The following is a 22,771-nucleotide window of genomic DNA, read 5'->3' as shown; positions in this document are numbered from 1 at the left end:
GACCTGCGTGACGGGAGCCGCGGACACGGTCCGCGCGCCGCGTACGGCGGGCGCGATTCGCACCAAGGTCGTTCGACTTGCCAGGCACATGGGCGAACTCGCCTTTCAAGATACGCACAGGTGCCAGGCAAGTCTGGCGATCTTGAGCGGGCGGGTCAGCGCGGGCGGGTGTGGCGGAGGAAGAGGTGGGTGCCGTCCGTCAGGACGTGGGCGGGGGTCAGGCGGTGGGGCGTGGACGGGGGGCCGGCGACGATGCGGACCGAGCCGGGGCCGGCCAGGGTCGGGCTGACCGTGAGGCAGAGCTCGTCGACCAGGTCTGCGGCCACCAGGGTGCCGAGCAGGTGCGGGCCGCCCTCGCAGAGGATCTGGGTCAGGCCGCGGGCGGCCAGTTCGGCGACCAGCACGGCCGCGTCGACCGAGGTGTCGCCGCAGTCGATCACCTCGGCCGTCTCGGGGTACGCGTGCGGCGCGGCGGCGTGGGTGATGACGATCGGGCGCGCGGGCGGGTCGGCGAAGAACCTGTCCGGGACGTCGCCGCCACGGGTCACCACGGCGAAGCGCGGGTGCGGGGTGAGCCCCTGGGCGACCCGCCAGGCCTGGGCGTCGGTGTCGAGCAGGGTCGCGCCGTAGCCCTCGACCCGGATCGTGCCCGCGCCGACCACGACGACGTCGGCCTGCATCCGCAGCCGCTTCATCAGGTCCTGGTCGGCGGGGCTGCCCAGTGAGCCGGAGCGGCCCGCCAGGGTGGCCGCCCCGTCCAGCGAGGTGATCATGTTGACCCGCAGCAGCGGCCGGTCCGCGCGCGGATACGCGGCGAGCAGCTCGGACTCGGACAGCTCACCGGTGGGTTCGGGCGAAAGCCTGCGCATAGCGACCTCACATGTTGTGCACGGTGTAGGCCGGCTGCCGCCAGCCCAGGATCGCCTCGGTCATGCGCACCGCGTCGACGGACTCGCGCACGTTGTGCATGCGCACGATCCGGGCCCCGAGCATGATCGAGGCCACGGCGGCGGCGAGGCTGCCGGACAGCCGCTCCCCCTGCGGGCGGTCGAGCGTCTCGCCGACGAAGTCCTTGTTGGAGACCGCGGCGAGCATCGGGTAGCCGACCGCGGCGATCTCCGGCAGCCGCCGGGTCAGCTCCAGGGTGTGGAACGTGTTCTTGTTCAGGTCGTGGCCCGGATCGATGACGATCTGGTCGGGGCGCACCCCGCGCTCCAGCGCGACGGCCACCCGCGAGCGCAGGAACTCCGCGATCTCGCCCGCCACGTCGGCGTACTGCGGGCGCGGGAAGTGCGTGCGCGGCTTCGCCCGGCTGTGCGTCACGATCAGCTGGCTGTGCGGGTGCGCCGCCACCAGATCGGCCAGCGCCGGGTCGTGCAGGCCGGTGGTGTCGTTGACGACGTGCGCGCCCCCGTCCAGGCACGCCTGGGCCACGTCGGCGCGGAACGTGTCCACGCTGATCACCAGGTGCGGGTGCCGCTCGGCGGTGGCCCGCACCACCGGCAGCACCCGCTCCAGCTCGACGTCGGCGTGGACCTCGCCGCCCTCGGGCGAGAACTTCACCCCGCCGATGTCGACCCAGTCCGCTCCCGCGGCGGCCGCGGCATCCACTGCCGCGACCGCCGCGTCGAGCGCGTACGTGGCCCCCTTGTCGTAGAACGAGTCGGGGGTCCGGTTCACCACCGCCATCACCGCGACCTGGCGGTCGAAGTCGAACTCGCGTCCGGCGATGACCCGCTTGGCAGCGGTGATGTCCGGGACGAACATCAGGCGCCGCGCAGGACCGCGCCGAAACGCTGCGCCGTGACGGCCACCGCCGCGTCCCGGGCCGCGACCGCTTCCTCGACGGTCAGGGTCCGGTCCGGCGCGCGGAACGTCAGCTTGTACGCCAGCGAGCGCTGACCGGCGCCGAGCTGCTCGGACGTGTACACGTCGAACAGCCGCACCGACTCCAGCAGCGGACCCGCGCCCTCGGCCAAGGCCGCTTCGACCTGCGCCGCGGGCACCTGCGACGGCAGCACGAGGGCCACGTCGATCAGCGCCGGCGGGTACGTCGAGAACACCGGCGGCGGGGTCGGCCCCGGCAGCGGCACCGCGTCCAGGTTCAGCTCCATCGCGCAGGTGCGCTTGGGCAGGTCCAGCGCGGCGCACACGGCCGGGTGCAGTTCGCCCGCGTGCCCGACGACGACGCCGTCGACCGAGATCGCGGCGCACCGGCCCGGGTGCCACGGCGACTGCTGGGCGGCGGCGACACCGATCGACGCGTCCGGCACGGCCGAGGCCGCCAGCACGTCCCGCGCGGCCTGCACGGCGTCCGACCAGGACGCCGCCCGGCCGGGACCCCACCAGCCGGAGCGCTCGAACTCCCCGGCCAGCACGACGGCCACGTGCCACGGCTGCACCGGGACGGAGGCGTTCGCCTTCTCCCACAGCGCCGGGTCGGGTCGGCCCGCCACACCCATCACCGGCGGCACACCGGCGGACAGGTCGGGCAGGAAGACCAGGCCCTGCTCGAACAGCGCCACATCCCGCTGCCCGCGGCCGACGTTGCGCTTGAGCGCGGTCAGCAGCGGCGGCAGCAGGCTCGTCCGCATCAGCGGTTCCTCGTCGGACAGCGGGTTGGCCAGCCGCACCGCGTCCGTCGGCAGGCCGAGCACGGCCAGCGCGTTGGCGGAGACGAACGGGTACGACAGCACCTCGACGTAACCCTGCTCGGCCAGGGCCCGGCCGACCGAGCGCTTGCGGCGCTGGGACGGGGTCAGGCCGTTGCCGGGCGGGGCGATCGGCAGCACGCTGGGCACGTTCTCGAAGCCGTCCAGGCGGACGACCTCCTCGACGAGGTCAGCGGGCTGGCGCAGGTCGGGCCGCCAGGACGGGGTGATCACGTCGACGCGGTCGTCGTACACCGCCACGTCGCAGCCCACCTCGGTGAGCACGTCGCCGACGCGGTCGACGGAGTAGTCCACGCCGATCAGCCGGCTGGGCTCGGTCGCCGCCATCGAGATCATGACTGGGTCGCCGGGGTGGTTCAGGTCGAGGATCTCCTCGCCCGCCGTGCCGCCGCCGTGCTCGACCAGCAGCCGCACGGCGCGCTCGATGGCGACCAGGCACAGCTGCCGGTCGACGCCGCGCTCCCAGCGCTTGGCGGCCTCGCTGAACAGCTTGTGCCGCCGCGCGGTGCGCCCGACCATCGTCGGGTCCCAGTGCGCCGCCTCGAACAGCACGTTGACCGTGCCGTCGACGACCTCGGACGTCTGCCCGCCCATCACGGCGGCCAGCGAGATCGGGCCGGTGTCGTCGCAGATGACCATGTCCTCGGCGGACAGCACGCGGGCCTGCCCGTCCAGGGTGGTCAGCTTCTCCCCCTCGGCCGCGCGGCGCACCACGAGCCCGCCGGTGATCCGGTCGGCGTCGAAGGCGTGCATCGGCTGGCCGAGTTCGAGCATCACGTAGTTGGTGATGTCGATGGCCAGGCCGAGCGTCCGGACACCGGCGGTGAGCAGGCGCTTGGCCATCCAGTCCGGGGTCGGCGCGGACGGGTCGATCCCGCGCACCAGCCGGGCGGCGAAGCGGTCGCAGCCCTGGGTGTCCTGGATGGTCACCGGCCAGGCGGGGGTCGCGGTGCCGCCGGGGGCGGGCGCGAGACCGGGATCGGTGAACCGGGCCTTGAACGCGTGGCCCAGCTCGCGGGCCAGGCCGCGCACCGACATCTGGTACCCGCGGTCGGGCGTGACCGTGACGTGCACCTCGATGTCGTCGAGGCCGACCACCGGGCGTGCGTCGTCGCCCGGCTGCGCCGTCACCGACTCGGGCAGGATGATGATGCCGTCGTGGTCGCCGGACAGACCCAGCTCCGCGGCGGAGCAGATCATGCCGTGCGAGTTGCGGCCGTAGGTCTTGCGCGCGCCGATGGCGAAGCCGCCGGGCAGCACGCCGCCGGGCAGGATCACCACGACCCGGTCGCCCTCGGCGAAGTTGCGGGCGCCGCAGACGATCTCCTGCGGCGCGCCGGTGCCGTTGGCCTGGCCCACGTCCACGGTGCAGAAGCGGATCGGCTTCTTGAACTCGGTCAGCTCCTCGATGGTCAGCACCCTGCCGACCACCAGCGAGCCCTGCACCGAGTGGCGCTGGTCCGCGATCTGTTCGACCTCGATGCCGAGGTTGTTCAGCGCGAGGTCGAGATCGGCCTCGGTGAGGTCCGCGGGCAGCTCGACATGCTCACGCAGCCATGACAGTCCGACCTTCATGGTCAGTGCACCTCCATGCCGAACGCGCGGGTGAACCGCACATCGCCTTCGATCATTTCTCGCATGTCGCTCAGGCCGTTGCGGAACATCAGGGTCCGCTCGATGCCCATGCCGAACGCGAAGCCGGAGTACACCTCCGGGTCGATGCCGCACGCCCGCAGCACGTTCGGGTTCACCATCCCGCAGCCGCCCCACTCGACCCAGCGCGGGCCGTCACGGTGCTCGGCGAACCACACGTCGAACTCGGCCGACGGCTCGGTGAACGGGAAGTAGTGCGGCCGCCAGCGGGTGCGCGCGTCCGGGCCGAACATCGCGCGGGCGAAGTGGTCCAGCGTGCCCTTCAGGTGCGCCATGGTGATGCCCTTGTCCACGACCAGGCCCTCGACCTGGTGGAAGACCGGCGAGTGGGTCGCGTCGAGCTCGTCGGTGCGGTACACCTTGCCCGGCACCACGACGTAGATCGGGGGCTTGCGGCTGAGCATCGTGCGCGCCTGCACCGGCGAGGTGTGGGTACGCAGCACCAGGCCCGACTCGGTCGCGCCGGTCGCCGACTCGGCGGCCTTCACCCAGAACGTGTCCATCAGGCCGCGGGCCGGGTGGTCGGGCGAGATGTTCAGGGCGTCGAAGTTCGCCCACTCCAGCTCTACCTCGGGGCCCTCGGCGATCTCGTAGCCCATGCCGACGAACAGGTCGCCGACCCGCTCCATCAGCGTGGTCAGCGGGTGGCGGGCGCCGCGGGGGCGGCGGTCCCAGGGCAGGGTGACGTCGACGGCCTCGGTCTCCAGCACCCGCTGCGCCTGCTCGGCTTCGAGGATCACGTGGCGCGCGTCGTACGCGGCCTGGATCGCGGTGCGGGCCTCGTTGACGCGCTTGCCGGCGTCGGACTTCGCGGCCGGCGGCAGCGCGCCGATCTCGCGGCGGGCCAGCGACACCGCGGAGCGGTCACCCAGGTGCGCGGCCTTCTGCACGGCCAGCGCGTCAAGGTCGGTGGCGTCCGCGAAGGCCTTGTCCGCCGCCGCGACGGCGTCGTCGAGGGCGGCCGGATCGAGCATCGCGGCCTGCTTGGGGTCGTACGGATCGTGACGGTATGTCATCAGAACTCCAGATCGGCAACCGGATCAGTCTAGGCGTAGGGCCAGGACGGGCACGCGCGGCTTCGCCGCCGCCCACCGGTGCGACCTGAGAGGAAGAGCTGAGCGCAGTCAGTTCCGCCGCCCGCCACCGGCGGGCTGGCTAAAGGAACGGCGCGTCATTCTCGGCTCCCTCTCGGACATCGTCTCGCCCCGGAGCATACCGCGCGGCGCGCTCGCTCCGCGCGCCCGTTACCGGCGCTGGGCGCGGGCCGATGCGTAGAGGCAGACCGCGGCGGCGGCGGCGAGGTTGAGGCTCTCGGCACGGCCGTGGATGGGCACCCGGACCGCGGCGTCGGCGGCGTCGCGCAGCTCGTCGGGCAGGCCGTGGGCCTCGGACCCGAACAGCCACGCGGTGGGCCGGGCCAGGGAGCCGTCGTCGGCGAGGTCGTCGAGGTCGGTCGCGCCGTAGCCGGAGGTCGCCAGGGTGCGCAGACCCGCTTCACGCAGGGCGGCCAGGGTCGCGGCGGCGTCGGGGGCGCGTACCACGTCGAGGTGGAACAGGCTGCCGGCGGAGGCGCGTACACACTTGGGGTTGAAAGGGTCCACGGCGTCGCCGGCGAAGATCACGGCGGTGGCGCCCGCGGCGTCGGCGGTGCGCAGCACCGTGCCGGCGTTGCCCGGGTCGCGGATCTCGACGGCGACCGCGACCAGCCGCGGCGCGGAGGCGAGGGCGGTTTCCAGCGGCACGTCCAGCAGGTCGCAGACGGCGATGACGCCCTGCGGGGTGACCGTGTCGGCCAGCGACTGCATGGCCTCGTCGGTGACCACGGAGAAGTTCGCGCCGCGCAGCAGCGTGCGGTGGCGGGCGCGGCCGTCCTCGGTCACGAAGATCTCGCGGACCGCGCCGGCTTCGAGGGCCTCGCGGACCGCCTGCGGGCCCTCGGCCAGGAAACGGCCGGCCTTCTCGCGGTCGCGGCGGCGGTGGAGCTTGGTAGCGGCAACGACCCGGGGAGTCCGCTGTGTGAACAGCGGGTCCCCGGGTCGCTGGAAGTGCTGCGTCACCGACGAGCTCAGGCGGCCTGAGCCTCGGCGACGGCCTTCTTGGCCACCGCGACGATGCCGGCGAACGCGGCCTCGTCGTTGACGGCCAGGTCGGCCAGGATCTTGCGGTCCACCTCGACACCCGCGAGCTTGAGGCCCTGGATGAGGCGGTTGTACGTCATGCCGTTGGCACGAGCGCCCGCGTTGATGCGGGTGATCCACAGCTGCCGGAAGTCGCCCTTGCGGTCCTTGCGGTCGCGGTAGGCGTACTGCATCGAGTGGAGGATCTGCTCCTTCGCCTTGCGGTACAGGCGGGAGCGCTGGCCGCGGTAACCGCTGGCGGCCTCGAGCAGGGTACGGCGCTTCTTCTGGGCGTTGACCGCCCGCTTGACGCGTGCCATATCAGCTTCTCCTTCAAAAGTTCTTGGCTAAAAGGCGCGCGTCAGCGGCCGAGCATCTTCTTGATGCGCTTCTCGTCGGCCTTGGCCACCGGGACCGTGCCGCTCAGGCTACGGGTCTCCTTGGAGGACTTGACCTCCAGGCGGTGACGCAGACCGGTCTGCTCGCGCATGATCTTGCCAGAGCCGGTCACCTTGACCCGCTTGGCCATGCCGCTGTGCTTCTTCATCTTCGGCATTAGGAAGTTCTCCCTGTCACAAATCTCGCCGCACAGCGGGGGCTGTGCGGCAGGTGCCCATCGAGCGTCGTCAGGCCTGCGCCGAGGTCTCGGCCACTGCCTCCTCGGCCTCCGCACCGGTGCCTTCGTCGCCCTTGCGGGCGGCGATCTTCGCGCTGCGGTGCGGCGCGAGCACCATGATCATGTTTCGCCCGTCCTGCTTCGCCGACGACTCGACGAAACCGACCTCCGCGACCTCTTCCTCCAGCTTGCGCAGGAGGCGGAAGCCGAGTTCCGGGCGGCTCTGCTCGCGACCGCGGAACATGATGGTCACCTTGACCTTGTCCCCGGCCTTCAGGAACCGCACGACGTGACCCTTCTTGGTCTCGTAGTCGTGCGAGTCGATCTTCGGCCGGAGCTTCATCTCCTTGATGACCGTCTGCTGCTGGTTACGCCGGGCTTCCCTGGCCTTGAGCGCGCTCTCGTACTTGAACTTGCCGAAGTCCATGAGCTTGCAGACCGGCGGGCGTGCCATGGGCGCAACCTCGACCAGATCCAGATCGACATCGGCGGCCAACTGCAGGGCGCGCTCCAGCGGGACGATGCCCACCTGCTCGCCCTCGGGGCCGACCAGTCGGACCTCACGTGCCCTGATCTGATCGTTGATGCGTGGCTCGACGCTGATGTGGCCTCCCTCAATCGTGTTCCGCACCGCCGGATTCGCGGCGATGCGCTTGGCGTCTGACCGAAAGCAGAAGGCCCAGGCGACAGCCTGGGCCCGCTCGACCGGTCTGGGTGCACGCCAAGTGCACGACCTGAGATCAGGACGGGAAACGTCCCTCATCAGGTGACCGGACCCGGCTCGCTCGGTGGCGAACGGGTGGGAGCAGGCGCTCCGCTTGCCTCCGGAGTGCCGGACCACACCTGGGCATGATCACGGGCAACCGGAAAGGTCGACTGACAAAGATTACCACAACCCGGGATTGCGCCCCCGGGCCGGGGAGGGTATGGCTCAGCTCACGGCCGGTGCGGGCTGCTCCGCGCGGGCGGCGGCGCGCAGCGCGCGCAGGGACTGCACCGCCTGCAGCGCGTACGCCCGGTCCACGGCCTGCACGGCGAGCACCGAGACGGTGTCGTCGTTCTCCAGCTCCAGGCTCATCCAGGGCTGGTTGCGCTCGATGTTGATCGCGCGCACGGCGCCCCACGGCAGCTCGTACCCGCCGATGATGTTGCGGACCCGCACGCCGTCGGCGTCGGCGTCGACCCGCGGCCGGGCCACGGCCATGATGGCCAGCGCGAAGACGATGCCCAGGCCGATCATGGCGTACTGGTCACCCGTGCGAAACACGCCCTCGCCGACCTCGGTCAGGGCGGTGCCGATGAAGGTGAAGAGCACCAGCACCGCGATCGCGGCGGCGATGCAGACCTTCCGGGTGCGCTGGGGCCGGAAACTGACGCGCTGTCCCTCGCTGCTCACCCCGCCGAGTCTGCCACGCGCCCCGTCGGCGGCTCCCACCGCCACGGTTTTCCATATACGTTGGCCTATCTCATCGACTTTTCGGCCCTCGGAGTCGATGTGATAGGCCAACGTATATGGCGTCGCGGCACCGCGTACAGGGCGGCCACGGTGAGTCGGGTGACCCGGGGCAGGGGTGGAATCGCTCGCGCCCCGGGTCACCGCCCGCTACAGGCGGCAGGCGTGGATGTCGGTGACCAGGATGGCGCGGGCGCCCAGGTCGTACAGCTCGTCCATGATCCGGTGCACCTCGGTGCGCTGGACCATCGCCTGCACGGCGACCCAGCCCTCGCGGTGCAGCGGTGACACCGTCGGCGACTCGATGCCCGGGGTGAGCGCCACCGCGCCCTCCAGCCGGTCGGCGCGCACGTCGTAGGCGAGCATCACGTACCGCCGGGCGACCAGCACGCCCTGCAGCCGGCGCAGCAGCTGGCTGACCGCCCCGTTGCGCTCCCCCTCGGGCCGGCCGACCAGCACCGCCTCCGAGACCAGGATCGGCTCGCCGACCGGGACCAGCCCGGCCTGGCGCAGCGTGCCCCCGGTGGCGACGACGTCGGCGATCACGTCGGCGACGCCGAGGCGCACCGCGTTCTCCACCGCGCCGTCGAGCTTGACGACGTCGGCCTTGATCTCGTGGTCGGCCAGGTACCGCTCGACCACTCCCGGGTAGGCCGTGGCGACCCGCCGCCCGGCGAGGTCGGGCAGGTCACGGACGGTCTCGGGGGGCGCGGCGAACCGGAACGTGGCCGGCGCGAACCCCAGCGGCAGCAGCTCGCTGACCGGCGCGCCGGAGTCGACCAGCAGGTCCTGCCCGGTGATTCCCAGGTCGAGGTCGCCGGAGCCGACGTACACCGCGATGTCGCGCGGCCGCAGATAGAAGAACTCGACCCCGTTGTCGGCGTCCACGCAGACCAGGTCGCGGTCGTCGCCGCGCTGGCGGTAGCCGGCTTCCCGGAGCATGTCGGAGGCGGGTTTGGACAGGGTGCCCTTGTTGGGCACGGCAATGCGAAGCATCTCTGTGAACTCGATTCTGTGATCAACCTTTGTCGATCATGAAGTTAGGGCAGCGACACACCGTCGAGCCCTGCCTTAAGTTCATGATCGACCCGAGAAAGGGCGGGATCACAGATGTCGGTAGACGTCCTTGAGGGTGAGGTTTGACGCGAGCATCAGGACCTGGGTCTGGTAGAGAAGCTGGGAGATCTCTTCGGCGGCCCGCTCGGGGCCCTCATGCTCGGCGGCCATCCAGGACTCCGCCGCTTCCTCGACCACCTTCTTGCCGACCGCGTGCACCCCGGCGGTGACCGCCTTGACGGTGCCGGAGGCCGGGTCACCCGCGGCCACCTTGGCCTGCAGCTCCTCGAACAGCTCCTCGAACGTCTTCACGCGGGTCATTCTGCCCGATCCCGGTGCCGACCCCCGCAGCGCCCGGCCCGCGCGGCACATGCTGGGACGACCCCCGAACGAGGATCATGGGGGTATGACCGAACGCATGCTCGCCGTACGCCAGGACAGCCTGGGCGGGCCGGAGGTGCTCCGGCTGGCCGAGGTGGACCGCCCGTCGCCGGGCCCGACCGAGGTCCTGGTGCGGGTCCGCGCCGCCGGGGTCAACCCGGTGGACTGGAAGGTGCGCACCCGCGGCGGCACCTTCGGCGACCCGCCGTTCACGGTGGGCTGGGACGTCTCCGGCGAGGTCACGGAGATCGGGGCGGGGGTGACCCGGTTCGCGGTGGGCGACGAGGTGTTCGGCATGCCGCGCTTCCCGCAGGCCGCGAACGCCTACGCGCAGTACGTCACCTCCCCGTCGCGCCACCTGGCCCGCAAACCCGCCGGGCTGGACCACGTGCACGCCGCGGCGCTGCCGCTGGCCGCGCTCACCGCCTGGCAGGCGCTGGTCGACACTGCCCAGGTGACCGAGGGCCAGCGGGTGCTGGTGCACGCCGCCGCGGGCGGGGTCGGCCATCTCGCGGTGCAGATCGCCAAGGCCAGGGGCGCCTACGTGCTCGGCACCGCACGCGCCGCGAAACACGAACTGCTGCGCGAGCTGGGCGTGGACGAGCCGATCGACTACACGGCGTACGACTTCGTCCAGGTCGCCAAGGACGTCGACGTGGTGCTCGACACGATCGGCGGCGACTACGAGGACCGCTCCCTGCACGCGCTGCGCCCCGGCGGCATCCTCGTCGGCATCCTGAACGCGGGCAGCGCCGCCGAGACCGCCCGCAAGGCGCAGGCGCTCGGCGTACGCGGCACCGGCATGCTGGTCGAACCCGACCACACCGGGCTGGAGGAGGTCGCCGCGCTGATCGAGGCGGGCCGGCTGCGCCCGCTGGTCGCGGCGACGTTCCCGCTAGCGGAGGCGGCGCAGGCGCACCAGCTGGGCGAGACCGGGCAGACCACCGGCAAGATCGTGCTGACCGTCGACTGAGCCGGCGGGGCCGCCACGCGACCCCGCCGGTTCGCTCACTTCACCGTGACGGTGTGGTTGTCGACGAACATCTTCGCGCCGTCGTTCTCCGAGATGTCGAAGACCTCGATCACGTACGTGCCGGTGGGCAGCGACAGCCGCAGTTTCGCCTCGCCCTGGGCCGGGCCGCCGGCGTCGAGGGTGATGAAGCCCTCGCGCACCACGGTGCTCCCCCGGCGGACCTCGTAGTTCATCGTGGCCTCGAAGACCATGCCGGCGACGTGCAGGGTGAAGTCCTGGGGCACGGTCGCGCCCTCCTGCGGGTCGATCAGCCACACCGGCAGAAGTGTGGTCGCGGCCGGGGCCCGGCGCAGCGGATCCTTGGTGCCGACGTGGCCCCACAGCTCGTCGACGGGTTTGCCGTCGAGGTGGATGCGCACCTTGGGTTTGCCGCTGACCGCCGTCGCCGTCCACACGAGCTGCTGCACGGCCTGGTGCGCGGCGAACGAGCCGGCGTCGCCGTTGATCCGCGCCCCGGACAGGTCGACCGTGACGGTGTCGCCGCTGACGGACACCCCGCGCACCCGGGCACTGGCCGGCCACATGCTGGAGTAGTCGGGGTCGTACGCGGTGCGGCCGTCGAGCATCTCGGTGACCGCGGCCTTGACCTTCGCCGCGGCCGAGCCGTCGCCGGTGGACAGCCGGTGAAACTCGCGGACCAGCTTCGGCTCACCCCGGTCGTTGGCCAGGTAGTACACGGCCAGCGCCCCGCTGGTGCCCGCGGGTGGGGCGGGTTCCTCGGTGGAGGTGGGCGCGCTGGGCGAGGGTGCGGTGGTGCCCGGCGCGGCCGAGGCCGACGGCGCCGCTGACCCCGTGGGGTCCGGTGAGGGTGTGGTGGGGGTGCACGCCGCCGTGAGCGCGACGAGCGCCACCGACGACAGCACGCGGAACCTCAACGCAGACATACCTCAGGTGTACGACTCCCCCGCCACCTCCACCACCCACCGTTAAGGCGAAAGCAAAGCAAGGGCACCTTCTTGACGAACGTCCGTGTAGAAGGTGCCCTTGCTTGCTTTGCGGTCAGCGGGTGAGGTGGCGGAGGGTGACGGCGGCGTCGAGGGCGGCGACGACCGCGCCCCAGCCCTTGTCCTCGCTGGACTCGGGCAGGCCGGCGCGGTCGCGGGCCTGCTCGACGGTGTCCACCGTGAGGACGCCGTGGGCGACGGGGGTGGACTCGTCGAGCGCGATGCGGGTCAGGCCCTCGGTGACCGAGGAGCTGACGTACTCGAAGTGGGCGGTCTCGCCGCGGATCACCACGCCGAGGGCCACCACCGCGTCGTGCCGGCGGGCCAGGGCCTGGGCCACCACGGGCAGCTCGACCGAGCCCGCGACGTGGGCGACCTGCACGTCGGCCACGCCGCACGCCTTGGCCGCGGCCTGCGCCCGGTCGAGCATCTGCTCGACCAGGTCGGCGTGCCAGCGGGTGGCGACGATGCCGAGGCTGAGCCCGGTCGCGTCCACGGTCGAGAGTTCGGGGGCGCCGTGACCGGCCATCAGCTCAGCCCTTCCAGGTCGTCCAGGTCGGACAGGTCCAGCTCGTGGCCCATCCGGTCGCGCTTGGTACGCAGGTAGCGCAGGTTCTCCGGGTGCGGCCGGATCGGCAGCGACTCGCGGCCGGTCACCTTCAGCCCGTACCCGTCCAGCCCGGCGCGCTTGGCCGGGTTGTTGGTGAGCAGGCGCATGGTGCGCACGCCCAGGTCGTAGAGGATCTGCGCGCCGGTGCCGTAGTCGCGGGCGTCGGCGGGCAGGCCCAGGTCCAGGTTCGCGTCGACGGTGTCCCGGCCGGCGTCCTGCAGCTGGTATGCCTGGAGCTTGTGCAGCAGGCCGATGCCGCGGCCCTCGTGCCCGCGCACGTACAGCACCACACCGCGGCCCTCCTCGGCCACCTTGCGCAGCGCCGCCTGCAGCTGCGGGCCGCAGTCGCAGCGCACCGAGCCGAACACGTCGCCGGTCAGGCACTCCGAGTGCACCCGGACCAGCACGTCCTCGCCCTCGCCGATCTCGCCGTAGACCAGCGCCACGTGCTCGGCGTTGTCGTGCGTGGCGTGGTAGCCGACGGCGGTGAAGTCGCCGTACTCGGTGGGCAGGCGGGCCTCGACGACCCGGCTGACCAGCTGCTCGGTGCGGCGGCGGTAGGCGATCAGGTCGGCGATGCTGACCAGCACCAGCTCGTGCTCGGCCGCGAAGCGCTGCAGGTCGGGCAGGCGCATCATGGTGCCGTCGTCGTTGACCATCTCGCACATCGCGGCGGCCGGGTGCAGGCCGGCGAGCTGGGCGAGGTCGACGCCGGACTCGGTGTGCCCGGGGCGGCGCAGCACGCCGCCGGTCTTGGCGCGCAGCGGCACCACGTGGCCGGGCCGGGCCAGGTCGGTGGGCTTGGTGGCGGCCTCGCCGAGCAGGCGCAGGGTGCGGGCGCGATCCGCGGCGGAGATGCCGGTCGTCACGCCCTCGCGGGCGTCGACGGTCACGCAGTACGCGGTGCCGCGGCGGTCCTGGTTCGTGTAGTACATCGGTGGCAGTTCGAGGCGGTCGGCCTCCTCCTCGGTGATCGCCACGCAGATGTAGCCCGAGGTGTAGCGCACCGTGAAGGCGACCAGCTCCGGAGTGGCCAGCTCGGCGGCGAAGATCAGATCGCCCTCGTTCTCGCGGTCCTCGTCGTCGACCACGATGACGGGCTTGCCCGCCTTGATCGCCGCGATGGCGTCTTCAATCGTGTTCAGGCCCATGTTCACTTCGCTCCCCGCTGCGCTGCGACCAGCTTCTCGACGTATTTGGCGATGACATCGACTTCCAGGTTCACCAGCGCGCCGGGCTGCTTGCGGCCGAGCGTGGTGAGCTCCAGCGTGGTCGGGATCAGGCTCACCGTGAAGGACTCGTCGTCGACCGCGACCACGGTCAACGAGATGCCGTCCACGGTGATCGACCCCTTCTCCACGATGTACCGCGACATGCCCTCCGGGAGCAGGATCCGGACATCTTCCCAGCCGCCGCCGGGTTTCTTCGAGGCGATCGTGCCCACGCCGTCGACGTGGCCCTGCACGATGTGCCCGCCCAGCCGGGTCGCCGCGGTGACCGCGCGCTCCAGGTTCACCCGCTCGCCGGGGGCGATGGAACCGAGCGAACTGCGGTCGAACGTCTCCTTCATGACCTCGGTCTCGAAGGTGTCGCCCGAGGTGGAGATGACGGTCAGGCAGACGCCGTTGACCGCGATCGAGTCCCCGTGCTTGGCGTCGGACACGACCAGCGGGCCGCGTACGGTGACCGTGGCCCCGTCGCCCTCCCAGGCCAGGCTCACGACCTCGCCGAGCTCTTCCACGATGCCGGTGAACACTCGTTCCTCCTCGCGTGCCGGCGACTGGCGTCCGGCCGTGTCACAAAGTGCCGCTGTCCGCGCTCACGCGCGGCCGGGCGGTCAGGCGCAGATCTGGCCCGACACGGTCAACATCTAGCACCTCGAGGTCGATGGCGTCCGTGATGGTTGTCACCCCCGCGCCGACGAGTGCGGCCGGGCCGTCACCCAGCAGCTTCGGCGCGACGTACGAGATGATCAGGTCGACGAGGCCCGCGGCCAGGAACGCTCCGGCCAGCCGGGGGCCGCCTTCGAGCAGCACGCTGCGGATGCCGCGGTGGTGCAGTTCACTGAGCACCGCGCGCAGGTCCACCCGGCCCTCGGCGTCGCCGCCGAGCAGCGCGGTGGTGGCGATCAGGGTCGGCGCGGCGCCGTCGCGCACTCGGGCGCCGGCGGGCGTACGCCCCTGCGAGTCGATCACCACGCGCAGCGGCTGCCGGATGGCCAGGCTGCCGGTGCGCAGGTCACGGGTGGTCAGGCGGGGATCGTCGGCGAGCACCGTGCCGACCCCGACCATGATCGCGTCCACGGTGCCGCGCAGCCGGTGCACGTCCATGCGGGCCGCCTCGGAGGTGATCCACATGCTGGTGCCGTCGGCGGCCGCGGAGCGCCCGTCGAGCGTGGCGGCGGTCTTCCAGATCACGTAGGGCCGTCCTCGGCGCACCGAGGTGAGCCACGCGATGTTGCCCTCCTCGGCCTCGGCGGTGCGCACCCCGGTCAGCACCTCGACCCCGGCGTCACGCAGGGTCGCCTCGCCACCGGCGGCCAGGGGGTTGGGGTCGTCCACGGCGATCACGACGCGGGACACGCCCGCGCGGATCAGCGCCTGGACGCACGGGCCGGTGCGGCCCGTGTGGTTGCAGGGCTCCAGGGTGACGACGGCGGTGCCGCCGCGCGCCTTCTCCCCCGCCTGGGCGAGCGCCACGATCTCGGCGTGCGGTCCGCCCGCGTACGCGTGGAAGCCCTCGCCGACGACGTGTCCGGCGGAGTCCAGCAGCACGCAGCCGACGACCGGGTTCGGGCTGGTGGTGCCCAGTCCGCGCGCCGCCAGCTCGATCGCCCGCGCCATGGCCTTGTCCTCGGCCGGGCTCACCGTGGGTAGCTGCCCCATCCGCTCGTACCTCCCTGCAGATGTCGTGCTCGCCTGCAGCCGTGACCGGCCTGGGCCCCCCGCCTCGCTGCGGACGGCGCCGAACGGCTGCTCCAGCAGGCGACGTGTGCCTGACCGGCACGCCAGTGTGTCACGCGTGCGGGCCGGTTTCGGCGGCGGTGTCGCTCTCTGTGACGCGCTGCTGCGGCAGCGCGGGCGACGGGTCCGCCGCGGGCCGCCGCCGAGGCAGGGGCCCGGCCGGGTCCTGCGGCTCGGCCGGGCGGTCCGAGCGCTGGTCGAGAGCCACCCAGTTGCCGTAGTGCTTCTTGGCCGCGGCCTTCATCTCCGAGGCGACGGCGACCACCTCGCCCGGGTGGCGGAACACCCGGCTCGTCGACACGGCCACCCCGATCGACAGTGTGACGAGGTTGACCTCGAAGACCTTGCCGCGCCGGTCGACCACCTCCAGGTAGCCGCGGGCCGAGTCGACGGGGTCGTAGAGGGCGTCGGCGGCCCGCTGGAAGTCGTAGATGGCGTAGCTGGTGATCTCCTGCACCTGGGAGGGGTGGCAGACCACCACGAAGTCGTCGCCGCCGACGTGGCCCAGGAACGCCGGGGGCAGGCCCACCGACACCGTCGCCCGCCGCATGGACCGGGCCAGCGCGCTGATGAACTGGTCGCCGCGGCCGAAGCCGTACACGTCGTTGACGCTCTTGAACCGGTCGATGTCGACGTAGCAGACCGCGTAGTCGTCGCCCGCCTTCAGCCGGTCGGCGATCTCCCGCAGAATGCGGGTGTTGCCGGCCAGCCCGGTCAGCGGGGAGACCTCCCGTGCCTCCTGGTTGCGCCGCAGCGTCGCGCGCACCCGGGCGATCAACTCCGAGGTGTCGAACGGCTTGACGATGTAGTCGTCCGCGCCCGCCGCCAGGCCGGCCACCTTGTCGGAGGTCAGCGCCTTGGCGGTGAGCACGATGATGGGCAGCGCGGTGACCATCGGGTCGGCGCGCAGCCGCCGGGTCAGCTCCAGCCCGTCCATCTCCGGCATCATCAGGTCGACCAGGGCCAGATCGGGCCGGCGGTGCTCCAGCAGCGCCAGCGCCTCCGGCCCGCTGTGCGCGCTCATCACGTCGAACCCGTGCAGGCGCAGGTTGACCTCGACCACGCGCACGATGTCGGGGTCGTCGTCGACGACCAGGATCACCTCGGCCTGGCCGGCTGCCTGCGGCTCGGTGGTCAAACTGTCGTGCCCCCACTGTCCGATGTGGTCTGACGGGCGACGGCCGCCTGCGCCAGAGCACGCAGTTTACGACAGGCTTCGGCGGGATCGTGGGCTCCGTACACCGCGGTTCCGGCGACGAACGCGTCCGCGCCCGCCAGCGCAGCCGCCTCGATGGTGTCCGCGGCGATGCCGCCGTCGACTTCGATGCGGATGTCCAGGTGGCCTGCCTTGGCGTGGCGGCGCGCGGCGCGCACCTTGTCCAGCAGCTCCGGCATGAACGCCTGGCCGCCGAAGCCCGCCTTGATGGTCATCACGAGGATCGTGTCGAAGTGCGGCAGCAGTTCCAGGTACGGCTCGATCGGGGTGTCGCGGTCCACCGCCAGCCCGGCCAGCGTGCCGGCCGCGCGCAGGTCCTTGGCCAGCGCCACCGGGTCGTCGCACGCCTCCGCGTGGAACGTCACGTTGTATGCCCCGAGCTGTGCGTACGCCGGAGCCCAGCGTTTCGGGTCCTCGATCATCAGATGGCAGTCGAAGGGGATGCCGGTGGCCCGGCGCAGGCTCTCCACCACGGGCGGGCCGATCGTCAGGTTCGGCACGAAGTGGTTGTCCATCACGTCGACGTGCAACCAGTCAGCCGCGCCCTCGACCGCTTTCGCCTCGGCGGCGAGGTTCGCGAAGTCCGCGGCGAGGATGCTGGGGGCGATGATGATGTCGGGCGTCACACGATCAGCTTACGGAGCGTGAAGCGGGATTCGCTCGCCGCGTCCCCCTCCCGCCGTCACACGACGGGAGGGGCTTCTCAGGCGTTCGGCCGTTGCGGCAGTGACCTCCGCGACCCTGTTGTCACCGGCTCGGCCGCACCGGCGCCAACCCGGTCGCAGCCGAGCCAGGATCGCGGAACGGCCATCCGGACCTGCCCCGCGGAGCGGCCTTCAGGACTTGCGGCGCAGCAGGGCCAGGAACATCGCGTCGGTGCCGTGCCGGTGCGGCCACAGCTGCACCGTCGGCCCGTCGCCCAGGCCCGGCATACCGGCGGGCAGCGACTGGCGGGCGTCGACGAACTCGACGTCCATTCCGGAGCGGCGCACGGCCTCGGTCACGCTGACCTGAGTCTCCACCAGGTGCGGGGAGCAGGTCACGTAGGCGACCAGGCCACCGGGGCGGACGGCGCGCAGCGCCGCTGCGATCAGCTCGCGCTGCAGCTTGGTCAGCGGCGGCAGATCCGAGGGCTGGCGCCGCCAGCGCGACTCCGGCCGCCGCCGCAGCGAGCCCAGCCCGGTGCACGGCGCGTCGACGAGCACCCGGTCGAAGCCGCCCTCGGGCAGGTCCCGGTCGGAGCCGACGCTGCGCCCGTCGGTGCAGACCACCGTGGCGGGCAGGCCGCGCACCGCGTTGGCGACCATGTTCGCGCGGTGCTCGGTGACCTCGACCGCGGTGAGGTGCGCGCCGCGCTGGGCGGCCAGCGCCGCCAGCAGGCCCGCCTTGCCGCCGGGGCCCGCGCACAGGTCCAGCCAGCGCTCGTCGGAGCCCTCCAGCGGGGCCTCGATCAGCGCACTCGCGACCAGCTGGCTGCCCTCGTCCTGCACGTGCGCCCGGCCGGTCTTGATCTCGACCAGCTCGCCGGGCGAGCCGCCGCCGAGGTAGACCGCGTACGGGGAGAACGCGCCGGGCTGCCCGCCGACGGCGTCGGCCAGCTCGACCGCGTCGGCACGGCCGGGCCGCGCGCACAGGTGCACCTCGGGCCGGTCGTTGTCGGCGCTGAGCAACTGGGCGGTCTCGGCGAGGTCGCCGCCGAGCGCCTCCCGGAACGCCCGCACGATCCACTCCGGATGGTTCTCGACCACCGCGAGGTGGCCGACCGGGTCGTCCTGTTCGGACGGCGCCACCTGGGCCAGCCAGGTGTCCAGGTCGCGCTCGGCGATGCGGCGCATGACCGCGTTGGCGAAGCCGGCCGCGCCGGGCGCGACCGAGTGCACCAGGTCGACCGTGGAGGCGACGGCGGCGTGCGAGGGCACGCGGGTGTGCAGCACCTGGTACGCCCCCAGGCGCAGCGCGTCGCGGGCCGGCGGGTCGATGCGCGAGATGTCGCGGTCCGCCGCCACAGCGATGATCTTGTCGAGGGTGCCTCGGGCGCGCAGCGTGCCGTAGGTCAGCTCGGTGGCGAACGCCGCGTCCCGCCCGAACAGGCCGGCCTCGCGCAGCAGCCCCGGCAGCACCAGGTTCGCGTACGCGTCGTCGCGGTGCACCGCCAGCAGCGCCTGGTACGCCGTCATCCGGGACGGGTCGTGGGCGGGCCGCCCCGCCCGTGGCCCGCGCCCGCCCCGGGCGTCGCGGTCGTGCTGGCGCGGCTTGGCCGCACCGGAGCTGCTGCCCCCGCGGAACGATGTCACGAGAAGCTGTCCTCACCCTCGACACGGACCCCGCGGGCCCAGTCCACCGCCGACATGGGCTTCTTGCCCGCGGCACGTACCTCGCCCAGCTCCACCGGGCTCGTCGCGGTGCCGACCAGCACCCGGCGCTTCTCCACCAGCAGGTCGCCGGGCTTGAGCGCGGGACCGTCGGCCACCGGCAGCACAGGGCCGAGCTTGACCCGCTCACCGCGGAACGTCGTCCACGCGCCGGGCCCCGGCGTGGTGGCGCGCACCCGCCGGTCCACCGCGAACGCGGGCTCGTCCCAGCGCACCTCGGCGTCCTCGACGGTGATCTTCGGAGCCAGGGTGATGCCGTCGGCCGGCTGCGCCACGGCCCGCGCCGCGCCCGCGCCGATCGCGTCGAGCACCGTCACCAGCAGCCCCGCGCCGTCCACGGCGAGGCGCTCCAGCAGGTCGCCGGAGGTGTCGCGGGAGCGGATCGTCTCGGTCAGCGTGCCGAACACCGGCCCGGTGTCCAGGCCCGCCTCCAGCTGGAACACCGACGCGCCGGTGAACTCGTCTCCGTGCCAGACCGAGTGCTGCACCGGGGCCGCGCCACGCCACGCGGGCAGCAGCGAGAAGTGCAGGTTCACCCAGCCGTGTACGGGGATCTCCAGCGCCACCGGGGGCACCAGCGCGCCGTACGCGACGACCGGCACGCAGTCGGGGGCCAGCTCGCGCAGCCGGTCCAGGAACTCGGGCTCACGGGGCCGGGCCGGGGTGAGCACCTCGATGCCGCGCTCGTCGGCCCAGGCGGCCACGTGCGAGCGCACCATCCGCCGCCCGCGGCCCGAGGGCGCGTCGGGGCGGGTGACCACGGCCAGCAGTTCGTGGCCGGACTTCTCGATGGCGTCCAGGGAGGGCAGCGCCACCTCGGGCGTGCCGGCGAAGACCAGGCGCACGGGTTACCTCCCCAGACCGAACGGGCTCGGCGCGGCGTGCGGGGAGACCTTCACGACCGTCCGGCTCGGGTCGTACCAGTCGGCGCGGCGGATGTCGCGCAGCGCGGTCTTGCGCGCCTGCGCGTCCAGCCGCTCGATGAAGATGACACCGTCGAGGTGGTCGGTCTCGTGCTGGATGCAGCGCGACATCAGGCCGGTGCCGACGATCTGCAGCGCGTCGCCGGACTCGTTGAAGCCCTTGGCGATGACGTTCTTGCGGCGCTTGGTGTCGTAGTACAGCCCCGGCACGGACAGGCAGCCCTCGTCGCCGTCCATCTCCTCTTCGTCGGGGAAGTGCAGCACCGGGTTGATCAGGTGCCCGACGACATCGTCCACGTCGAAGCTGAACACCCGCAGCCCGACACCGATCTGCGGCGCGGCCAGTCCCACGCCTCCGGCGTCGCGCATGGTCTCGGTCAGGTCGCGCACGAGCCCGCGCAGTTCCTTGTCGAAGGTGACCACCTCGTCGGCGGGGGTGCGCAGCACCGGATCCCCGAAGAGTCGGATGGGCTGGACGGTCACAGGGGTCGTCTCCTCGAGTACGAAGGGCAGTGCTGATCAGTCTACGGAGTGGCCCGTGCCTGCCTGCACGATCGGTCGCGCGGCGGGGTGTTTGTCCGCTTATCGACGCCGCACATCACACCTCACGCCGATCGCACGGATGCCGCGCGCGGCGCATGATCGCCGTTTCAGGTCGCGGAGTGGGTCTCACCGCAGTACTTGACCTGAAACAGCGATCTTTGCCGACGATCAGAGCTCGTGCGGGTCGAGTTGGATGCGGACCGGGTGGGGGGCCTTGCGGAGGCTGCGCACGCCGGCGGCGTCGTGCAGGGCCTTGGCCAGGGCCGGGCCTCCGGCGCGGCCGGTGCGTAACAGCATCCGCTCCTCGTCGCCGACCGGCAGCGGACCCAGCACCTGCACGTTCTCGGGCAGCTTGGCCAGGTCGAGCAGCTCGTTGACGGCGTCCGCCTGGCCGGTCAGCGTGGCCATCCGCGCGGCGGGCGGGAAGCCCAGCTCGCGCCGCTCCCCCAGCTCCCGTTCGGCCAGCCAGGCCGGGTCCCAGCGCACCAGCGCCTGCACCGTGGCCAGGCCGCTGTCGGCCACCACGACCACCTTGCCGCCCCGGCCACCCGGGCGGGCCAGTGCCGCCGCGTTGAACCAGCGCCGGGCCGCCTCCTCGGTGGCCCGCAGGTCGGCCCGGGTCAGCAGCGCCCAGGCGTCCAGCAGCAGCACCGCGCCGTAGCCGCCCTCGGCGACCGGCTCCGCGCCCGGCGTGGCCAGCACCAGGGCCGCCTCTGCGGGCACCGAGGCCAGCACCGCGTCCCGCCCCGAGGTGCGCACCGGCACGCCGGGCAGCGCCCGGCCCAGCTCCTCCGCGGTACGCCGCACGCCGGTCACGGCGGCCCGCAGCCGCCGCCCGCCGCACGCCGGGCAGGTCCAGCCCGCGGCCGGCCGGGCACACCAGCGGCACGTGGCGACGGCGTTGGCGCTGCCCAGCGCCAGCGGACCGGCGCAGTGCGCGCACCGGGCCCGCTCCCGGCACTCCTGGCAGGACACCGCCGGCACGTATCCGCGCCGCGGCACCTGCACCAGCACCGGCGCGCCCGCCGCCAGGGCGTCGCGGGCGGCCAGCCAGGCGGCGCTCGGCAGCCGGGCCGAAGCGGCGGCCGGATCACGGGCCAGCTGGTTGTCGTCGGCCGGCTGCACCACCGGCGCGTACCGCCGCAGCTGGTCACGGCCGGCGGCGATCTCCTTCGCCCAGCCGGTGGCCAGCAGCAGCTGCGCCTCGGCGGTCCGGGCGAACCCGCCCACCAGCACCGCCGCGTCCTGCTGCTGGGCGCGGGTGAGCAGCACCTGCCGCGCGTGCGGATACGGCGAGCGCGGCTCGGCGTGCAGGTCGTCGCCGTCGTCCCAGATCGCCACCAGGCCCAGGTCCGCCACCGGGGCGAACGCGGCCGCCCGGGTGCCGACGACCGCCGCGACCTGGCCGCGCCGGGCCCGCAGGAAGCGGCGGTAGCGCTCGGTGGGGCCCAGCGCGGCGGCGAGCGCCACGTGCCGGTCCGGCCCCAGCAGGGCGGTCAGCGCGGTGTCCAGGCGCTCCAGGTCGCGGGCGTCGGCCACGACGACCACCGCGCCCCGGCCCGCGTGCAGGGTCGCGGCGACGGCCTCGGCGATCCGGTCCGGCCACTGCTCGCCGGGCAGCGCCGACCACACCGCCCGCGGCGCGCGCCCCGCGCCCAGTGCCCGCAGGAACGCCTCCCCCGCCGGATAGCGCTGCCAGCCCTCGTGCGGCGGCTCCGGGACCCGGCCGTCGGGGGCGGGCTGGGCGGGTTCGGCCTCGACCTTCGCCTGCCGGGGCGGCACGGCCAGACGCAGCACGTCGGCGAGGCTGCCCGCGTATCGGTCGGCGACCTCGCGGGCCGCGCGCAGGACCTGCGGGTCGAGCACCGGCTCCGCCGAGACGACCTTCTCCAGCCAGGACAGCCGGCCCTCGTGGGCGGTGTCCTCGACGCGGTCGAGCAGCCAGCCGTCGACGAGCTGGCCGCTGAAGCGCACCTTCACCCGGGTGCCGGGCCACGCCGTGACGTCGAGGTCGGCGGGCACGCGGTAGTCGAACGTGCGGTCGAGGTGCGGCAGGGGCACGTCCACGCACACCCGCGCGACGGGCAGGCGCTCGGCCGGCTCACGATCACGTTTCACGCGCGGGGTCACCAGGAAGTCTTAGCAGACCCGTCCGACTCCCCGACCCCGCACTCCGCCTTGAATAGACGTTGGCCTATCACGTCGAACCCGGGTCACGG

General features: G+C 72.8%; 22 protein-coding genes and 1 pseudogene. 1 reads left to right on the top strand and 22 read right to left on the bottom strand.

Going from position 1 to position 22,771, the window contains the following annotated elements:
• Positions 1–155 precede the first annotated feature (155 nt).
• The 11 genes from AB0B66_RS36345 to AB0B66_RS36295 all read right to left on the bottom strand — a co-directional run bounded on the left by AB0B66_RS36345 (position 156) and on the right by AB0B66_RS36295 (position 9,888).
• A complete protein-coding gene (locus AB0B66_RS36345) occupies positions 156–869 on the bottom strand; it encodes a pyrimidine reductase family protein (protein WP_360538668.1) in 714 nt (237 codons plus the stop codon).
• Positions 870–876: 7 nt separating this feature from the next.
• On the bottom strand, positions 877–1,767 hold the full coding sequence (gene folP, locus AB0B66_RS36340) for a dihydropteroate synthase (RefSeq protein ID WP_360538665.1): 891 nt from the start codon (positions 1,765–1,767) through the stop codon (positions 877–879).
• Entirely contained in the window at positions 1,767–4,247 is a 2,481-nt protein-coding gene (gene pheT, locus AB0B66_RS36335; protein WP_360538662.1) for a phenylalanine--tRNA ligase subunit beta, read from the bottom strand. Before pheT ends, folP begins: the two co-directional genes overlap by 1 nt.
• A gap of 2 nt (positions 4,248–4,249) precedes the next feature.
• Positions 4,250–5,341, bottom strand: coding sequence for a phenylalanine--tRNA ligase subunit alpha (gene pheS / locus AB0B66_RS36330; protein ID WP_360538659.1), 1,092 nt, complete (start codon positions 5,339–5,341; stop codon positions 4,250–4,252).
• 228 nt (positions 5,342–5,569) lie between these two features.
• Positions 5,570–6,382 carry an RNA methyltransferase gene (locus tag AB0B66_RS36325; protein ID WP_360538656.1) on the bottom strand — a complete coding sequence of 271 codons (813 nt, stop codon included), beginning with the start codon at positions 6,380–6,382 and terminating at the stop codon, positions 5,570–5,572.
• Between the two features lie 8 nt (positions 6,383–6,390).
• On the bottom strand, positions 6,391–6,762 hold the full coding sequence (rplT, locus tag AB0B66_RS36320; RefSeq protein WP_120320125.1) for a 50S ribosomal protein L20: 372 nt from the start codon (positions 6,760–6,762) through the stop codon (positions 6,391–6,393).
• A 41-nt stretch (positions 6,763–6,803) separates the two neighbouring features.
• Entirely contained in the window at positions 6,804–6,998 is a 195-nt protein-coding gene (gene rpmI, locus AB0B66_RS36315; protein WP_120320124.1) for a 50S ribosomal protein L35, read from the bottom strand.
• Positions 6,999–7,068: 70 nt separating this feature from the next.
• Complete coding sequence (gene infC / locus AB0B66_RS36310; protein ID WP_360538725.1) at positions 7,069–7,644, bottom strand: translation initiation factor IF-3; 576 nt, start codon at positions 7,642–7,644, stop codon at positions 7,069–7,071.
• A gap of 345 nt (positions 7,645–7,989) precedes the next feature.
• Positions 7,990–8,454, bottom strand: coding sequence for a PH domain-containing protein (locus AB0B66_RS36305; protein ID WP_360538653.1), 465 nt, complete (start codon positions 8,452–8,454; stop codon positions 7,990–7,992).
• Positions 8,455–8,661: 207 nt separating this feature from the next.
• Entirely contained in the window at positions 8,662–9,507 is an 846-nt protein-coding gene (gene hisG / locus AB0B66_RS36300; RefSeq protein WP_360538650.1) for an ATP phosphoribosyltransferase, read from the bottom strand.
• 108 nt (positions 9,508–9,615) lie between these two features.
• Complete coding sequence (locus tag AB0B66_RS36295) at positions 9,616–9,888, bottom strand: phosphoribosyl-ATP diphosphatase (RefSeq protein ID WP_230690089.1); 273 nt, start codon at positions 9,886–9,888, stop codon at positions 9,616–9,618.
• An 85-nt stretch (positions 9,889–9,973) separates the two neighbouring features.
• Between AB0B66_RS36295 and AB0B66_RS36290 the strand changes: the two genes are divergently transcribed.
• The gene (locus AB0B66_RS36290) at positions 9,974–10,921 is read left to right on the top strand and encodes an NADP-dependent oxidoreductase (protein ID WP_360538646.1); all 948 of its coding nucleotides are present in this window, start codon (positions 9,974–9,976) and stop codon (positions 10,919–10,921) included.
• A gap of 35 nt (positions 10,922–10,956) precedes the next feature.
• Here AB0B66_RS36290 and AB0B66_RS36285 read toward each other — a convergent pair whose 3' ends face one another.
• The 11 genes and pseudogenes from AB0B66_RS36285 to AB0B66_RS36235 all read right to left on the bottom strand — a co-directional run bounded on the left by AB0B66_RS36285 (position 10,957) and on the right by AB0B66_RS36235 (position 22,619).
• Positions 10,957–11,865: a GerMN domain-containing protein gene (locus tag AB0B66_RS36285; protein ID WP_360538643.1), complete on the bottom strand. Its 909-nt coding sequence runs from the start codon at positions 11,863–11,865 to the stop codon at positions 10,957–10,959.
• Positions 11,866–11,980: 115 nt separating this feature from the next.
• Positions 11,981–12,454 carry a 6,7-dimethyl-8-ribityllumazine synthase gene (ribH, locus tag AB0B66_RS36280; RefSeq protein ID WP_203690014.1) on the bottom strand — a complete coding sequence of 158 codons (474 nt, stop codon included), beginning with the start codon at positions 12,452–12,454 and terminating at the stop codon, positions 11,981–11,983.
• Positions 12,454–13,686 carry a bifunctional 3,4-dihydroxy-2-butanone-4-phosphate synthase/GTP cyclohydrolase II gene (locus AB0B66_RS36275; protein WP_360538639.1) on the bottom strand — a complete coding sequence of 411 codons (1,233 nt, stop codon included), beginning with the start codon at positions 13,684–13,686 and terminating at the stop codon, positions 12,454–12,456. The genes ribH and AB0B66_RS36275 overlap by 1 nt, the downstream gene beginning before the upstream one ends.
• A gap of 2 nt (positions 13,687–13,688) precedes the next feature.
• Complete coding sequence (locus tag AB0B66_RS36270; protein WP_360538636.1) at positions 13,689–14,291, bottom strand: riboflavin synthase; 603 nt, start codon at positions 14,289–14,291, stop codon at positions 13,689–13,691.
• Positions 14,292–14,331: 40 nt separating this feature from the next.
• Positions 14,332–15,420 (bottom strand): bifunctional diaminohydroxyphosphoribosylaminopyrimidine deaminase/5-amino-6-(5-phosphoribosylamino)uracil reductase RibD, encoded by a 1,089-nt coding sequence (gene ribD / locus AB0B66_RS36265; protein ID WP_360538633.1) that lies wholly within the window; start codon positions 15,418–15,420, stop codon positions 14,332–14,334.
• Between the two features lie 268 nt (positions 15,421–15,688).
• A pseudogene (locus AB0B66_RS36260) lies at positions 15,689–16,636 on the bottom strand (response regulator); the annotation flags it as partial.
• Positions 16,633–17,340 (bottom strand): ribulose-phosphate 3-epimerase, encoded by a 708-nt coding sequence (gene rpe / locus AB0B66_RS36255; RefSeq protein ID WP_360538630.1) that lies wholly within the window; start codon positions 17,338–17,340, stop codon positions 16,633–16,635. The pseudogene AB0B66_RS36260 and the gene rpe, both read right to left, overlap by 4 nt.
• Before the next feature lie 210 nt (positions 17,341–17,550).
• The gene (locus AB0B66_RS36250; RefSeq protein ID WP_360538627.1) at positions 17,551–19,008 is read right to left on the bottom strand and encodes a transcription antitermination factor NusB; all 1,458 of its coding nucleotides are present in this window, start codon (positions 19,006–19,008) and stop codon (positions 17,551–17,553) included.
• Positions 19,005–19,931 carry a methionyl-tRNA formyltransferase gene (fmt, locus tag AB0B66_RS36245; protein WP_360538624.1) on the bottom strand — a complete coding sequence of 309 codons (927 nt, stop codon included), beginning with the start codon at positions 19,929–19,931 and terminating at the stop codon, positions 19,005–19,007. The genes AB0B66_RS36250 and fmt overlap by 4 nt, the downstream gene beginning before the upstream one ends.
• 3 nt (positions 19,932–19,934) lie before the next feature.
• Complete coding sequence (gene def / locus AB0B66_RS36240) at positions 19,935–20,492, bottom strand: peptide deformylase (RefSeq protein WP_360538621.1); 558 nt, start codon at positions 20,490–20,492, stop codon at positions 19,935–19,937.
• Positions 20,493–20,720: 228 nt separating this feature from the next.
• On the bottom strand, positions 20,721–22,619 hold the full coding sequence (locus AB0B66_RS36235) for a primosomal protein N' (protein ID WP_360538722.1): 1,899 nt from the start codon (positions 22,617–22,619) through the stop codon (positions 20,721–20,723).
• Between the last annotated feature and the right edge of the window lie 152 nt (positions 22,620–22,771).

The organism is Catellatospora sp. NPDC049111, from assembly GCF_040648615.1.
Taxonomy (GTDB): Bacteria; Actinomycetota; Actinomycetes; order Mycobacteriales; family Micromonosporaceae; genus Catellatospora; species Catellatospora aurea.
Note: the sequence above shows the minus strand (reverse complement) of the source record. Positions and strands in the feature narration are given on the sequence as shown.

Coding starts and splice junctions, on each gene's coding strand:
- AB0B66_RS36345 (WP_360538668.1), bottom strand. CDS start 869: ATGCGCAGGCTTTCGCCCGAACCCACCGGTGAGCTGTCCGAGTCCGAG.
- folP (WP_360538665.1), bottom strand. CDS start 1,767: ATGTTCGTCCCGGACATCACCGCTGCCAAGCGGGTCATCGCCGGACGC.
- pheT (WP_360538662.1), bottom strand. CDS start 4,247: ATGAAGGTCGGACTGTCATGGCTGCGTGAGCATGTCGAGCTGCCCGCG.
- pheS (WP_360538659.1), bottom strand. CDS start 5,341: ATGACATACCGTCACGATCCGTACGACCCCAAGCAGGCCGCGATGCTC.
- rplT (WP_120320125.1), bottom strand. CDS start 6,762: ATGGCACGCGTCAAGCGGGCGGTCAACGCCCAGAAGAAGCGCCGTACC.
- rpmI (WP_120320124.1), bottom strand. CDS start 6,998: ATGCCGAAGATGAAGAAGCACAGCGGCATGGCCAAGCGGGTCAAGGTG.
- hisG (WP_360538650.1), bottom strand. CDS start 9,507: ATGCTTCGCATTGCCGTGCCCAACAAGGGCACCCTGTCCAAACCCGCC.
- AB0B66_RS36295 (WP_230690089.1), bottom strand. CDS start 9,888: ATGACCCGCGTGAAGACGTTCGAGGAGCTGTTCGAGGAGCTGCAGGCC.
- AB0B66_RS36290 (WP_360538646.1), top strand. CDS start 9,974: ATGACCGAACGCATGCTCGCCGTACGCCAGGACAGCCTGGGCGGGCCG.
- AB0B66_RS36285 (WP_360538643.1), bottom strand. CDS start 11,865: ATGTCTGCGTTGAGGTTCCGCGTGCTGTCGTCGGTGGCGCTCGTCGCG.
- ribH (WP_203690014.1), bottom strand. CDS start 12,454: ATGGCCGGTCACGGCGCCCCCGAACTCTCGACCGTGGACGCGACCGGG.
- AB0B66_RS36275 (WP_360538639.1), bottom strand. CDS start 13,686: ATGGGCCTGAACACGATTGAAGACGCCATCGCGGCGATCAAGGCGGGC.
- ribD (WP_360538633.1), bottom strand. CDS start 15,420: ATGGGGCAGCTACCCACGGTGAGCCCGGCCGAGGACAAGGCCATGGCG.